Source organism: Micromonospora sp. NPDC000668, from assembly GCF_042897975.1.
Taxonomy (GTDB): domain Bacteria; phylum Actinomycetota; class Actinomycetes; order Mycobacteriales; family Micromonosporaceae; genus Micromonospora.
This window is the reverse complement of the sequence record NZ_JBIAYP010000001.1, coordinates 231,939-245,149: the sequence shown is the minus strand read 5'-3', so window position 1 is coordinate 245,149 and position 13,211 is coordinate 231,939. Positions and strand designations below refer to the sequence as shown.

Here is a 13,211-nt window from a genome sequence, read left to right as displayed (position 1 = left end):
CCTTTATATCATCCCCGGCTTATTTAAGCCAAGGGTGATAGACCGATCAGCTTGTCCAGCCGGATCGGCAGGTCGCGTATCCGCACCCCGGTGGCGTGGTGCACGGCGTTGGCGATCGCCGCCGCGGCGCCGACGATGCCGATCTCGCCGATGCCCTTCACCCCGGCCGGGTTCAGCTCGGCATCCTGCTCGTCGATCCAGTGCGCCTCGATCCGCTCCACGTCCGCGCAGCCGGTGATGTGGTAGGTGGCCAGGTCGTGGTTGACCCAGTCGCCGTACCGCTCGTCGAGCAGGCCCTCCTCGTGCAGGGCCATCGAGATCCCCATCGTCATGCCGCCGATGAGCTGGCTGCGCGCGGTCGTCGGGTTGACCACCCGCCCGGGGGCGAACACCCCGAGCAGCCGGTTCACCCGCACCTCGCCGGTGTCCGCGTCCACCCGGACCTCGACGAAGTGCGCCCCGTACGCGTACCGGGGCAGCGCGGGCTGCGCGCCCACCTCGTCGGCGGTGTTCACCTCGGCGGTCACCTCGCCGTCGGCCTGCACCCCCTCGGGGGCGTCCCGCAGCTTCTCGCGTAGCGCGTCACACGCCCGGATCACCGCCCAGCTCCACGAGGCGGTGCCCATCGACCCGCCGGCCACCCCGGCCGCCGGCAGGTCGCTGTCGCCGATCCGGATCTCCACCCGCTCCGGCGGCACCCCCAGCGCGTCCGCCGCCACCTGCCAGAGCGCGGTCCGGGCGCCGGTGCCGATGTCGGTGGCGTCGATCCGCACCAGGAATCCGCCGTCGGAGCGCGCGGTGGCCGCCGCGGCGGCGGCGTGCGACCGGGCCGGATAGCTTGCGCCGGCCACCCCGGTGCCGATCAGCCAGCGCCCGTCGCGCCGGGCTCGCGGTGTCGGATCCCGGTCGGCCCAGCCGAACCGCTGGGCGCCCTCGCGCAGGCAGGCGACCAGGTTGCGGCTGGTGAACGGCCGTCCCAGCTCGGGGTCGACCGCCGGGTCGTTGCGGATCCGCAGCTCCACCGGGTCGATGCCGACGGCAATGGCCAGCTCGTCCATCGCCGATTCCAGCGCGTACGCGCCGGGGCACTCTCCCGGGGCGCGCATCCAGAACGGCGTGGGCACGTCGAGGCGCACCAGCCGGTGCGTGGTGCGTCGGTGCGGTGCGGCGTACATGCTGCGGGTGTAGACGGCGGTCTGTTCGGCGAACTCGCGGAGGGTCGACGTCTGGCTGATCGCGTCGTGGCAGATCGCGGTGAGCCGTCCGTCGGTGTCGGCGGCGAGCCGGACCCGCTGGATGGTGGGGGTGCGGTAGCCGATCGGGCCGAACAGTTGCTGCCGGGTCAGCGCCAGCCGGACCGGCCGGTCCACGTGCCGGGCCGCCAGCGCGGCCAGCACCACCGCCGCCTTGGCGTACCCCTTGCTGCCGAAGCCGCCGCCGACGTGCTCGGTGATCACCCGGACCGCCTCCCGGGGCATCTCGAACAGCTCGGCCAGGGCGGCCTGTACCGGCGCGGCGCCCTGGTTGGAGTCGTGTACGAGCAACCGTTCCCCATGCCACTGCGCGGTGGTGGCGTGCGGCTCCATCGGGTTGTTGTGGTAGGCCGGCGTCCGGTACGTGGCGTCCACCCGGACCGGAGCGGCCGCGTACCCGGCGTCGAAGTCACCCTCGGCGGTGTCCGTCGGGTAGCTGGGGTTGACGTGGTCCGGCCGGTACAGGCCAGGATGATCGGCGGTGAGCACGGTGCTGTGTGGCCCGGCGTCGTAGTCGATCCGGACCAGCCGGGCGCCCTCCCGGGCCGCCTCCAGGCTGGTGGCCACCACCACCGCGATCAGTTGCCCCCGGTAGCTCACCACCGGCTCCTGCAACAGCCAGAGGTCCGGCTCGGGCCCGGGCGCGAGCCGTGGCGCGTTGCCGTGATGCAGCACGGCCAGCACGCCGGGCAGCGCGAGCGCCGGCTCGGCGTCGACCCGGGTGATCCGACCCCGGACCACCGCCGCCGGTACCGCCCAGCCGTAGGTGACTCCGTCCACCGGGTACTCCACCGCGTACCGCGCCGTGCCGGTGACCTTCTCCGGACCCTCCATCCGGGGGTACGCCCGACCGACCGCGCCGGCGCTCACGGCGGCGTCCCGCCGGCCAGTTCGGTGAGCGCCCGTATCGTGATCGCCCGGGTCAGCGGCAGCTTGAAGCCGTTGTGCCGCAACGGGCGTGCCTCGGCCAGCTCGGCGTCGGCGGCCCGCGCCGCCAGCTCCGGGCTGAACGGCTGACCCCGCAGCTCCTCCTCGGCCCGGTAGGCCCGCCACGGCCGGTGCGCCACCGCCCCGTACGCCAGTCGGACGTCGCGGACCACGTCGCCGTCGAGGTCCAGCGCCGCGGCCACCGAGCCAGCGGCGAAGGCGAACGAGGCCCGGTCCCGCACCTTGAGGTACGTCGAGCGGCGGGCCATCGGCAGCGCCGGCAGTCGGACGGCGGTGATCAACGCACCCCGGGCCAGCGTGGTCTCCCGCTCCGGATGCTCCCCGGGCAGGCGGTGCAGCGCGGCGAGCGGAATGTCGCGGGCGCCGCCGGCGTCGTGCACCTCCACCACCGCGTCCAGCGCGGCCAGCGCGACCGCCAGGTCCGACGGGTGGGTGGCCACGCACTCATCGGACCAGCCCAGCACGGCCAGGTCGCGGTTCTGGCCGTGCCGGGCGGCGCAACCGCTTCCCGGTTCGCGCTTGTTGCACGCCTTGCCGGTGTCCTGGAAGTAGACGCAGCGGGTGTGCTGCAACAGGTTGCCGCCGGTGGTGGCGAGGTTGCGCAACTGCCCGGAGGCTGCGGCGAGCAGGGCGCGGGCCAGCACCGGGTAGTCCCGGCGGACCACCGGGTGGGCGGCGAGGTCGCTGTTGCGTACCGTCGCGCCGATCCGGAGCCCGCCGTCGGGCAGCTCCTCGACCGCGTCCAGCGGCAGCCGGTTCACGTCCACCAGCAGGTCGGGCCGCTGCACACCGAGCTTCATCAGGTCCACCAGGTTGGTCCCGCCGGCCAGGTACGCCGCCTGCGGCTCGGCGGTCAGCACGGCGACCGCCTCGGCCACGTCGGCCGGCCGGTGGTAGCGGAACGGCCTCACGTCGTCACCGCCGTCTCACGGATGGCCGCGACGATGTGCGGGTACGCGGCGCAGCGGCACAGGTTGCCGGCCATCCGCTCGCGGATCTCCGGGTCGGTCAGCTCGGCCGGTGCGGTGAGGTCGTCGGTGACCGCACTGGGCCAGCCCTTGGCGACTTCGTCGACCATGCCGCGGGCGGAGCAGAGTTGGCCGGGGGTGCAGTAGCCGCACTGGAACGCGTCGTGCGCGACGAAGGCAGCCTGGAGTGGGGACAGCTCGTCCGGCCCGGCCAGTCCCTCCACGGTGACCACGGACCGGCCGTCCAGGGTGACCGCGAGGACCAGGCAGCTCTTCACCCGGCGGCCGTCCAGCAGCACGGTGCAGGAGCCGCACTGGCCGTGGTCGCAGCCCTTCTTCGCCCCGGTCAGGCCGAGCCGCTCGCGCAGGGTGTCCAGCAGCGTGGTGCGGTTGTCCAGGGTCAGCTTCCGTGGCGCGTCGTTGACCTCGAACGTGACCCGGGACGAGTGCCGCTCGTCGGTGGTTGTCTCGCTGTCCGGTCTGCCCTGCACCGGCCCAGACTAGCTTTACTGGTACATATGCGGGCGAATAACCCATGTAGCTGCGTGCGGGAGGTGCTCCGAGTGCCGGACCCGCCGATCACCGCCGTGCTGTTGCCGGGCGCCGATGCAGCCCCTCGCTGGTGAACGCGTGGTACATGACCATGACGATGACGCCGATCAGGCCCAGCAGGGGGTTGACGAACCAGCCGAGCAGGCCGCTGAGCCCGTAGAGGACCAGGCCGGTGACCGGTCGCAGCCGCTGCGTCCGCACGTACTCCGGACTGACCTCGCGCTGGAGCAGCGCCGGGTGGCGGCGCAGGTAGCCGAAGAACACCAGCCAGGGGGCCGACATCAGGGCAGCGGCCAGCGCGTACAGGGCGACGGCGGCGCGGCGGTCGGCGGTGTCACCGTGGGTGAACGCGGACGCCAGCACGGCGGTGGGGAACGGGATGATCACCGCGCCGAAGAGAATGCCGAGGTTGATCCAGCTCAGCGCGAGGGTGGTGCCGCGGATCAGCCGGACCAGCGCGTGGTGGTTGAGCCAGAGCACCCCGATATAGATGAAGGACACCACGAAGGCCAGGTAGGACGCTCCTTCGTCGAGCAGCCCCGTCAGCAATTCACCCTCGTGGTATTCCGGCACCCGCAGCTCGATGACCAGCAGCGTGATGACGATGGCGAAGACGCCGTCGCTGAACGCGGTCAGCCGGTCCGTCTCGGACATCCGTAGCCCGGCGTCGGGTTGCCCGACCTCGTCGGCTGCTGCGGCCATTCGGGAAGGCTAACCGTCGGCGCGATCCGCCGACGGCGGTTTGTCCGAACGGGAGGACGACTGTGGACGGAGGTCGGACGGGGGAGTGCCGACTCGATAATACTGTGTATTATACCGAGTATGCTAACTGTAGGTGATGGTTCGTGAGCATCCGTCATGCCATGCTGGCGCTGCTCACCGAGGCGCCGAAGTACGGTCTCCAGCTCCGGCAGGAGTTCGAGGCGCGCACCGGCGAGGTCTGGCCACTCAACGTCGGGCAGGTCTACACCACGCTGCAACGCCTGGAGCGCGAGGGCCACGTCGAGACCGACGACGCCGGCCGCGACGGCGCACAGAAGCGCTACCGGCTCACCGCCGACGGCGAACGGGAGCTGCACAGCTGGCTGCGTACGCCACCCCAGGCCGGGCCGCCGCCCCGCGACGAGCTCGTGATGAAGGTGCAGGTGGCGATGCGCCTGACCCAGGTGGACGTCACCGAGATCCTGCAGACCCACCGGCGGCGGATCGTCGAGGAGATGCAGCGCTACACCCACCTCAAGGCCGACGCGGCACCGGAGGACATCGGCCTCGGCCTCGTCGTCGACGCCGAGCTGTTCCGACTGGAAGCGGTCGTCCGCTGGCTGGACGCGGCGGACGCCCGCCTGCGCAGCCACCCGACGCAGCCCGCCGCCAGCGCACCGCCCACGGACCCGTCGCTGGCCGCGGACGACCAGGAGAGTCGCCCGACGCGGCCAGCCCGGGACGACGCGGCAGGAGCCCGGCGATGAGCGTCGTGCTGAGCCTGCGACAGGTGTCCAAGGTGTACGGGGCCGGCGCCGCCGCCGTACACGCCCTGCGTGCGGTCGACCTGGACGTGGTCGCCGGTGAACTGGTCGCGGTCATGGGTCCCAGTGGCTCGGGTAAGAGCACCCTGCTGACCATCGCGGGCACCCTGGAGGAGCCGACGGCCGGTCAGGTGACGGTGTGCGGGTCCGACCTCTCCGCGCTGTCCGCCGACGCCACCGCCCGGCTGCGTCGCCGGTCGCTCGGCTTCGTCTTCCAGGACCTGAACCTGCTCGCCGGCCTCTCCGCCGTCGAGAACGTGGCCCTGCCCCTGGAGCTGGACGGCATGGCCGTACGTCCGGCGCGCGCCGCCGCCCTGCACGTGCTCGACGAGCTGGGGCTGACCGACCGCGCCGGCCACTTTCCCGACGACCTCTCCGGCGGTGAGCGCCAACGGGTCGCCATCGCCCGGGCCGTGGTGGGGGACCGGCGGCTGCTGCTGGCCGACGAGCCGACCGGCGCCCTCGACGCCGCCAACGGCGAAGCCGTCCTGCGGATGCTCCGCTCGGCCTGCAAGCGCGGCATCGCCGGAGTGATGGTCACCCACGATGCCCAGCTCGCGTCCTGGGCCGATCGAGTGATCTTCATTCGGGACGGCCGGGTGGTCGACCAGACCGCACCGTCGGCCGGCCCGGATGCCCTGCTCGCCCCGGACCCGACGTCGTGACCGCCGACCCGGGCCGCAGCCGGCGGACCGCCCGGCCCGCTGGCGGCGGACTTCCGGCTCGCCGCGCGGTGATCCGCTGGGCGGTACGGCTCTTCCGCCGCGAGTGGCGGCAGCAACTGCTGGCCATCGCGCTGCTCACCGTCGCGGTCACCGGCACCACCTTCGGCCTGGCGGCGACCTGGAACCTGGCCGCGTCGAGCGACGCCACGTTCGGTCGCGCCGACCAGCTCATCCGGATCCCCGGCGACGATCCGGCCGCGCTGGATGCCCGGGTCACCGCCGCTCGGGCGTGGTTCGGCACGATCGACGTCATCGGGCACCGGCACGTGCCGGTGCCGGGGCTGTTCGACCCGGTCGACGTCCGGGCCCAGGACCCCGCCGGCGCGTACGGCGAGCCGATGCTCGCCCTGCGGCAGGGCCGCTACCCGACCGGGCCCGCCGAGGTGGCGGTGACCGACGAGGTGGCGCGAGCCCTGCGCGCCGAGCTCGGCACCCGGGTCCAGCTCGGTGACTCCGACCGCCTGATCGTCGGAGTGGTGGAGAACCCGGCGGACCTGCACGACGAGTTCGCCCTCACCGACCCGGCGCACGCCGACCGACCGCAGTCGGTGACCGTCCTGGTGGCCGGCGACCACGACCGCATGGAGGAGTTCCGGCAGACCATCGACGGTCCGCTGGTGCGCGAGTCCCGGCCGGTGGCCGAGCGCACCGCGCTCACCATCGCCGCGCTGGTGCTGGCCACCGTCGGCCTGCTGCTGGTGTCTCTCGTGGCCGCCGCCGGGTTCGTGGTGCTGGCACAACGCCGGCTGCGTCAGCTCGGCATGCTGGCGGCGATGGGCGCCACCCGCCGACACCTGAGGCTGGTGCTGCTGGTCAACGGCGCGGCGGTCGGGTCAGTCGCGGCGGTCTGCGGCACCGCCCTCGGGGTGGCCGCCTGGCTGGTCACCGCGGGGTTCGTCGAGACCGCCGCCGGGCACCGCATCGGCCGGTTCGACCTGCCCTGGCTCACCATCGGCGCGGGCATGCTGCTGGCCGTCGCGACGGCGACCGCCGCCGCCTGGTGGCCGGCCCGCGCGGTCGCCCGTACCCCGATCATGAGCGCGCTGTCGGCCCGGCCGCCGGTCCCACCGCCAGCGCGGCGGACCGCCGTGGCCGCGGCCGTGCTGCTCGCTGCCGGTCTCACGGCGCTGGTGCTCTCCGACGGGTCGAACCCGCTGCTCATCGGGGTGGGCGCCGTCGGCGTCGCGCTCGGCGTGCTGTTCGTCGGTCCGCTGGCCATCCCGGCTCTGGCGGCGGCCCGGGGAGGCCTGCCGGTGGCGGTCCGGCTGGCCCTGGCGGATCTGGCCCGGTACCGCGTCCGGGCCGGGGCCGCACTCGCCGCGATCAGCCTCGCGGTGGGGCTGTCGGCGGCGATCGTCGTGGGCTCCGCCGCGGCGGAGTACCGCAGCCAGGAGGCAGCCGGGCTGGGCAACCTCGCGGCCAGCCAACTGCTGATCCGGATCGGCCAACCGGATCCGGTCATCCCGGAGCGCACGGCGGCCGAGATCGCCGCTCTCCAGGCCCGGACCGACACCATCGCGACCACCGTGGGTGCGGCCACCGTCATTCCGCTGGACATGGCGGTGGTGGCCGCATACCTCGACCCGGGTCGGGAGGGCGGACCGACCGGCCACCCGGCCGTCGAGATCGGCCCCCCGGCGGCGGCCGGCGAGTCCACGACCTCCCAGCCGCTCTACGTCGTCAACCCCGGGCTGCTCCGGCTGAACGGCGTGGCCGGGATGACGGTCGAGCCCGACACCGATGTGCTCAGCACTCGCACCGGCGCGCTGGAGCTGATGAACATCCCTGCCCGCGGCGTGCGTCCGATCGTGCGCACCCTTCCCCGGTCCGGCTACACGGGGCTGCCCGACTCGTTGATCACCGCCGCCGCGCTCGGCCGGCACGGCTGGCAACCGGCCCGCGTCGGCTGGTTCCTCGCGGCCGACCGGGCCCTCACCGACGCGCAGTTGGCGACGGCCCAGGACCTGGCCGCCGCTGCCGGGCTCACCATCGAGTCCCGTCGGGAGCAGAGCTCGCTGACCGCGCTGCGGACCGGCGCGACCGGCGCTGGCGTGCTGCTCGCGCTCGGCGTGCTGGCGACGACCGTCGGGCTCATCCGGGGTGAGGCCGCAGCGGACCTGCGGACGCTGACCGCGACCGGCGCACCGAGGCGGGTCCGGCGGACGCTCACCGCCACCACCGCCGGAGCGCTCGCCCTGCTCGGTGCCGTACTGGGCGTGGCCGGTGCCTACCTGGCCCTGGCCGGTGCCCTGCACCGGGACCTCGACCCGCTCGGCGCCGTGCCGGTCGTTCACCTCGTCGCGACCGCCGGTGGGCTGCCGTTGCTCGCCGCGGTCGCCGGCTGGCTGCTCGCCGGCCGGCTGCCGCCGTCGCTGTCCCGCCGGCTCCTGGACTGAGCGCGGAACGCCCTGGGCGCCGCTCGACGCGGCGCCCAGGGTGCCCAGCCTCGCCGACCCCCGTTCAGGCCGCCGGTGTGGCGGTCCCGGTCGCACCGGCGACGCGCTGGTGGGCGCGGATCAGCTCGGCGTAGCGCAGGCCGCTCGCCTTCACCGTCCGGCGCTGGGTGGCGTAGTCCACGTGCACCAGCCCGAAGCGCTTGTCATAGCCGTACGCCCACTCGAAGTTGTCCAGCAGCGACCAGACGAAGTAGCCGTCCAGCGGCACGCCCTGGGCCACCGCCGACGCGCACGCCGCCAGGTGCTGCTCCAGGTGGTCGGTGCGCTCCTTGTCCTCTACCGCGCCTTCCGCCGTGACCTCGTCCGGCCATGCCGAGCCGCTCTCGGTGACGATGATCCGGCCCGGCCGGTACTCCTCGTTCACCTCGACCAGCAGTCGCTCCAGCCCCGTCGGGTACATCTCCCAGCCCATCGCGGTCTCCACCGAGCCGGGCACCGGCAGTTGCCGGGCGTACGGCGGCGGTCCGGTCGGGTCGTCGGCCACCACCTGGCGGAAGTAGTAGTTCACCCCGAGGAAGTCGGTGGGTGTGGCGATCACCGCCAGATCGTCGCCGCGCACCGGCGGCTCGACTCCGTAAGTGGCGATCATGTCGGAGGGGTAGCCGCGCCCGTGGATCGGGTCCAGCCACCAGCGGTTGACGTGCCCGTCGGCGCGCCGGGCCGCCGCGACGTCCTCGGGCCGGTCGGTCGCCGGCTCGATCGGGCTGAGGTTGAGCACCAGCCCGACCGAGGCCGGCCGGGCGGCGTTGGCGCGTACCGCCTGGGTGGCCAGGCCGTGCCCGAGCAGCACGTGGTGTGACGCGTGCACCGCGCGGGTCAGGTCCCGCTCGCCCGGGGCCATCCGCCCCTCCAGGTGCCCGATCCAGGACACGCAGAGCGGCTCGTTGACGGTGTTCCAGTCGGTCACCCGGTCGCCGAGGCGGGCGGCGACCACCGCCGAGTAGTCGGCGAACGCCTCGGCGGTGGAGCGCTGCGGCCAGCCGCCCCGGTCCTGCAGCGCCTGCGGCAGGTCCCAGTGGTAGAGCGTGACGAACGGCCGGATCCCGTCGGCGAGCAGCGTGTCGACCAGCCGGTCGTAGAAGTCCAACCCGGCGGGGTTGACCGCACCGACGCCGTCGGGCATCACCCGGGGCCAGGCCACCGAGAACCGGTACGCGTCGACGCCGAGCCGGCGCAGCAGCGCCAGGTCCTCCGGCCACCGGTGGTAGTGGTCGCAGGCCACCGCGCCGGTGTCGCCGTTGTCGACGTTGCCGGGGGTCGCCGAGAAGGTGTCCCAGATGGACGGCGCCCGGCCGTCGACGTCGACGGCCCCCTCGATCTGGTATGCCGCCGTGGCGACACCCCAGAGAAAGTCGGGCGGCAGCTTGGACAAATCCGGCACGGGTACGTTCTCCTCTGGGGTTGGATGACTCACTTGACCGCGCCGGCGGTGAGGCCGGCGACGAAGTAGCGCTGGAGGGCGAGGAAGCCGGCGACGACCGGAATGCTGACCACCAGCGAGGCGGCCATCACCTGGTTCCAGTAGACGTTGAACTGGGTGGAGTAGCCCTGCAGGCCGACGGCCAGGGTGCGGCTGCCCTCATCGGTCATCACCGAGGCGAAGAGCACCTCACCCCAGGCGGTCATGAACGCGTACACGGTGACCGCGACCACGCCGGGCACGGCGGCCGGGAGGATGACCTGGAACAGGATGCGCAGCGGCCCGGCCCCGTCGACCTGCGCCGCCTCGTCCAGCCCGCGGGGGATCGAGTCGAAGTAGCCGACCAGCATCCAGATCGAGAACGGCAGCGAGAAGGTCAGGTAGGTGATGATCAGGCCGGTGCGGCTTGCGTACAGCTCGATGCCGGTGGCGTTGCCCAGGTTGACGTAGATGAGGAAGAGCGGCAGCAGGAACAGGATGCCGGGGAACATCTGGGTGGACAGCACCGTCACCGAGAAGACTCCCCGGCCGCGGAACCGGTACCGGCTGACCGCGAACGCGGCGAAGATCGCCACCGCCACCGAGCAGATCGCCGCGATGCTCGACACCACCAGGCTGTTCACCAGGTAGCGGGCCAGCGGCACGGTGCTCCACATGTCGATGAACGGTTGCAGGGTGGGCCGGCTGGGCCACCAGGTGAAGCCGTTCTGCACGTCCTGCAGCGGCTTCGCCGCGGAGGTGACCATCACGTAGAGCGGGATGACGACGAAGAGGGTGAGCAGGGTCAGCACGATGCGCCGACCCCAGCGCTCACCGGCGGTCTCACGCATGGTCGTCCCTCCGGCGGTTGGTGATCAGCAGGTACGCGGCCGAGACGACCAGCAGGAACAGCAGCAGCGCCACCGACATCGCCGAGCCGGACCCGAAGTCCCAGGTCTTGAAGGAGCTGCGGTAGATGTGGATGGAGATCAGGTCGGCCTGTTCCGGCGCGGAGCCGCCGAAGAGCACGTACGGGGTGTTGAAGTCGTTGAAGGTCCAGAGGAACAGCACCAGCAGCAGCACCAGGTTCACCGGCCGCAGCATGGGCAGGGTGACCGAGCGCAGCCGGCGCCAGAACCCGGCGCCGTCGATGGCGGCGGCCTCGTACAGCTCGCCGGGGACGTTCTGCAGGCCGGCCATCAGGCAGAGGAACGCGAACGGCCAGTTGCGCCAGACCGACACCACGAGCAGCGACCAGAAGCTGTTGTCGCCGATCAACCAGAACGGCCGGTCGTCGAGGAGCCCGAGCTGGTCGACCAGTACGTGGTTGACCAGGCCGGTGTCGCGCTGCAGCAGGAAGCTCCAGGTGATCACGGCGGTGTAGACCGGCAGCGCGTACGGGGTGAGGAACAGCGCCCGCAGGATGGCCCGGCCCCGGAACGGCCGTTGCAGCACCACCGCCGCCGAGATGCCGAGCAGCCAGGCGAACCCGACCGAGAGCAGGCTGTAGACCAGCGTGACCCAGAACGAGTGCAGCAGTTCCTTGCCGGCGGCGCTGTTCACATCGAGCGTCGCCCGGTAGTTCTCCAGCCCGATGAAGGGCGCGGTGGACCAGTTGCGGATGTGGAACTGGGTCAGCTCCAGCAGGCTCATCCAGACCCCGACCACCATCGGGATCACGTGGATGGCGAGTTCCAGCACGATGGCCGGTGCGAGCAGCAGGTACGGCAGGAGCGAGCGGCGGGGGCCGCGGGGCCGGCGGGCCGGCCTCCGGGCCGGCGACCCGGCCCGGGGTTCGCGCTGGTCGGCGTCCGGCGCGGTGGTGCTGGTTGCCATCGGGGTCCTCTCGGAGGCGGTGGCCGTGGCCGGGCTCAGCACCCGACCACGGCCACCGGCGACGCCTGGGTCAGCGCATCTTCTGCTGCGCGTCGGTCAGCTTGGCCTTCACCGATTCCTCGGTGACCGGCTTGCCGCTGGCCGCGTCGGCGAACAGCTCCTTCATCGCGGTGCCGACCAGGGTCTCGAAGGTGCTCTCCTCGGGCACCTGCGGCAGCGGGGCCGCGGTGGTGACCAGGGTCTCCTGGATCGTCTTCTGCTCCACGGCGGTGAACGCCGGGTCGGAGCCCGCGGTCTTCACCGCCGGCAGCGACCCGTACGTGCGGTTGAGGATCGTCTGCTCCTCGTCGCTGGTCATGAACTTCACGAAGCTCAGCGCGCCGTCACGGTTCTTGGTGTGCTTGAAGACCGCCATGTTGATGCCGGCGACCATGCTGTTGACCTTCTTGCCGCCGGCCGGCGGGCTGGCCAGGAACGGCACCGGGGCCACCCCGTACGCGTCGGCGGGCATGTTCTGCGTCTTCAGGTTCGAGCCGGCGGACTGCCAGAGCAGCATGGCGGCCTTGCCGTTGGCGAAGTCGGAGACCGACTGGTTCTGCGCGTACTCGGCGTTGCTCGGGTTGGTGATCTTGTCGGCGGCCATGAAGTCGATGTAGCGCTTGATCGCCGAGACGTTCTGCGGGGTGTCGAAGGTCGGCTTGCCGGCCGAGTCGAACCACTCGCCGCCGTACTGCTGGCTGAAGGTGAAGGCGTGGTGGGCGTTCTCCGACGGGTTGGCCCCCTCGATCGCCAGGCCCCACTTGCCACCGGTGCTGAGCTTCTTGCCGTACTCGGCAAGCTGCTCCCAGGTGGTCGGCGGTGCGGTGATGCCGGCGTCGGCGAACGACTTCTTGTTGTAGTACAGGCTGTAGGCCATGCTGTAGAGCGGCACGGCGGCCGGCGGCTTGCCGGGGGCGCCGGCGGCGGCGAGCGCGGCGGGCACGATGCGGTCCTTGCCGCCAACGGCCTGCAGGGTGGCGTCGTCGAACTCGACCAGGGCGCCGGTGGCCTGCAACGAGGCCGACCAGGTGTTGCCGATGTTCACCACGTCCGGGCCCTTGCCGGAGGCGGCGGCGGCGAGCAGCCGGTTGAGCAGGTCCGACCAGGGGACCACCTCGACGTTGACCTTGATGCCGCTCTGCTTCTCGAACTTGTCCAGCTCCGGCTGGAGGATCGTCTTGTCGGCCTCCAGGCTGGCGCCCTGGTTGCTGGCCCAGTAGGTGAGGGTCTTGCCCGATCCGGCGGAGTCGTCGCCGGAGCCGCCGCAGGCGGTCAGCGAGGCCGCGGCCAGTACGGCGGCGGTGAATATCCCGAGGTGTCGTCTCGACACGGTCAGCCCTTCCGGTACGTGGTGGGGGTCCGCCGGCCTCCGTCGTCGATAGGGGTGGGCGACGGACGGCCGGCTGCGGACGGGATTTCGGGGTGCGCCGCCGGGGTCCGGTGGCGTTTCCCGGGAGTTACATCACGGCTTAATGAATGTCGTCATTAAAGTTGCTGTCCAGTGGGTCG

The 13,211-nt window shown here is 72.3% G+C and carries 11 protein-coding genes; 3 read left to right on the top strand and 8 right to left on the bottom strand.

All coding sequences use genetic code 11. From position 1 onward, the window contains the following. Nucleotides 1-23: 23 nt before the first annotated feature. From ACFY29_RS01115 to ACFY29_RS01100, 4 genes are all read right to left on the bottom strand, one after another. Complete coding sequence (locus tag ACFY29_RS01115) at nt 24-2,123, bottom strand: molybdopterin cofactor-binding domain-containing protein (RefSeq protein WP_386982289.1); 2,100 nt, start codon at nt 2,121-2,123, stop codon at nt 24-26. Beyond that, complete coding sequence (locus ACFY29_RS01110; RefSeq protein WP_386982287.1) at nt 2,120-3,112, bottom strand: FAD binding domain-containing protein; 993 nt, start codon at nt 3,110-3,112, stop codon at nt 2,120-2,122. Before ACFY29_RS01110 ends, ACFY29_RS01115 begins: the two co-directional genes overlap by 4 nt. Beyond that, nucleotides 3,109-3,573, bottom strand: a complete 465-nt coding sequence (locus tag ACFY29_RS01105) for a 2Fe-2S iron-sulfur cluster-binding protein (protein ID WP_386984583.1) — start codon at nt 3,571-3,573, stop codon at nt 3,109-3,111. Before ACFY29_RS01105 ends, ACFY29_RS01110 begins: the two co-directional genes overlap by 4 nt. Before the next feature lie 175 nt (nt 3,574-3,748). Further along, the gene (locus tag ACFY29_RS01100) at nt 3,749-4,423 is read right to left on the bottom strand and encodes a TMEM175 family protein (RefSeq protein ID WP_328416180.1); all 675 of its coding nucleotides are present in this window, start codon (nt 4,421-4,423) and stop codon (nt 3,749-3,751) included. A 143-nt stretch (nt 4,424-4,566) separates the two neighbouring features. Here ACFY29_RS01100 and ACFY29_RS01095 point away from each other — a divergent pair, with 143 nt between their 5' ends. The 3 genes from ACFY29_RS01095 to ACFY29_RS01085 are packed head-to-tail and all read left to right on the top strand — an operon-like array spanning nt 4,567 to nt 8,368. Beyond that, the gene (locus ACFY29_RS01095) at nt 4,567-5,190 is read left to right on the top strand and encodes a PadR family transcriptional regulator (protein ID WP_386982285.1); all 624 of its coding nucleotides are present in this window, start codon (nt 4,567-4,569) and stop codon (nt 5,188-5,190) included. Next, complete coding sequence (locus ACFY29_RS01090) at nt 5,187-5,912, top strand: ABC transporter ATP-binding protein (RefSeq protein WP_355607119.1); 726 nt, start codon at nt 5,187-5,189, stop codon at nt 5,910-5,912. Before ACFY29_RS01095 ends, ACFY29_RS01090 begins: the two co-directional genes overlap by 4 nt. After that, complete coding sequence (locus ACFY29_RS01085; protein WP_386982283.1) at nt 5,909-8,368, top strand: FtsX-like permease family protein; 2,460 nt, start codon at nt 5,909-5,911, stop codon at nt 8,366-8,368. Before ACFY29_RS01090 ends, ACFY29_RS01085 begins: the two co-directional genes overlap by 4 nt. Nucleotides 8,369-8,432: 64 nt before the next feature. On the opposite strand, the gene ACFY29_RS01080 is transcribed toward ACFY29_RS01085, so the two are convergent. The 4 genes from ACFY29_RS01080 to ACFY29_RS01065 all read right to left on the bottom strand — a co-directional run bounded on the left by ACFY29_RS01080 (nt 8,433) and on the right by ACFY29_RS01065 (nt 13,032). Then, nucleotides 8,433-9,809, bottom strand: coding sequence for a GH1 family beta-glucosidase (locus tag ACFY29_RS01080; RefSeq protein ID WP_386982281.1), 1,377 nt, complete (start codon nt 9,807-9,809; stop codon nt 8,433-8,435). A gap of 29 nt (nt 9,810-9,838) precedes the next feature. Then, nucleotides 9,839-10,678, bottom strand: a complete 840-nt coding sequence (locus ACFY29_RS01075) for a carbohydrate ABC transporter permease (RefSeq protein ID WP_328416190.1) — start codon at nt 10,676-10,678, stop codon at nt 9,839-9,841. After that, complete coding sequence (locus ACFY29_RS01070; RefSeq protein WP_386982279.1) at nt 10,671-11,663, bottom strand: carbohydrate ABC transporter permease; 993 nt, start codon at nt 11,661-11,663, stop codon at nt 10,671-10,673. The genes ACFY29_RS01075 and ACFY29_RS01070 overlap by 8 nt, the downstream gene beginning before the upstream one ends. Nucleotides 11,664-11,733: 70 nt before the next feature. Then, on the bottom strand, nt 11,734-13,032 hold the full coding sequence (locus ACFY29_RS01065; protein ID WP_328416193.1) for a sugar ABC transporter substrate-binding protein: 1,299 nt from the start codon (nt 13,030-13,032) through the stop codon (nt 11,734-11,736). Between the last annotated feature and the right edge of the window lie 179 nt (nt 13,033-13,211).

Coding starts and splice junctions, on each gene's coding strand:
- ACFY29_RS01100 (WP_328416180.1), bottom strand. CDS start 4,423: ATGGCCGCAGCAGCCGACGAGGTCGGGCAACCCGACGCCGGGCTACGG.
- ACFY29_RS01090 (WP_355607119.1), top strand. CDS start 5,187: ATGAGCGTCGTGCTGAGCCTGCGACAGGTGTCCAAGGTGTACGGGGCC.
- ACFY29_RS01075 (WP_328416190.1), bottom strand. CDS start 10,678: ATGCGTGAGACCGCCGGTGAGCGCTGGGGTCGGCGCATCGTGCTGACC.
- ACFY29_RS01070 (WP_386982279.1), bottom strand. CDS start 11,663: ATGGCAACCAGCACCACCGCGCCGGACGCCGACCAGCGCGAACCCCGG.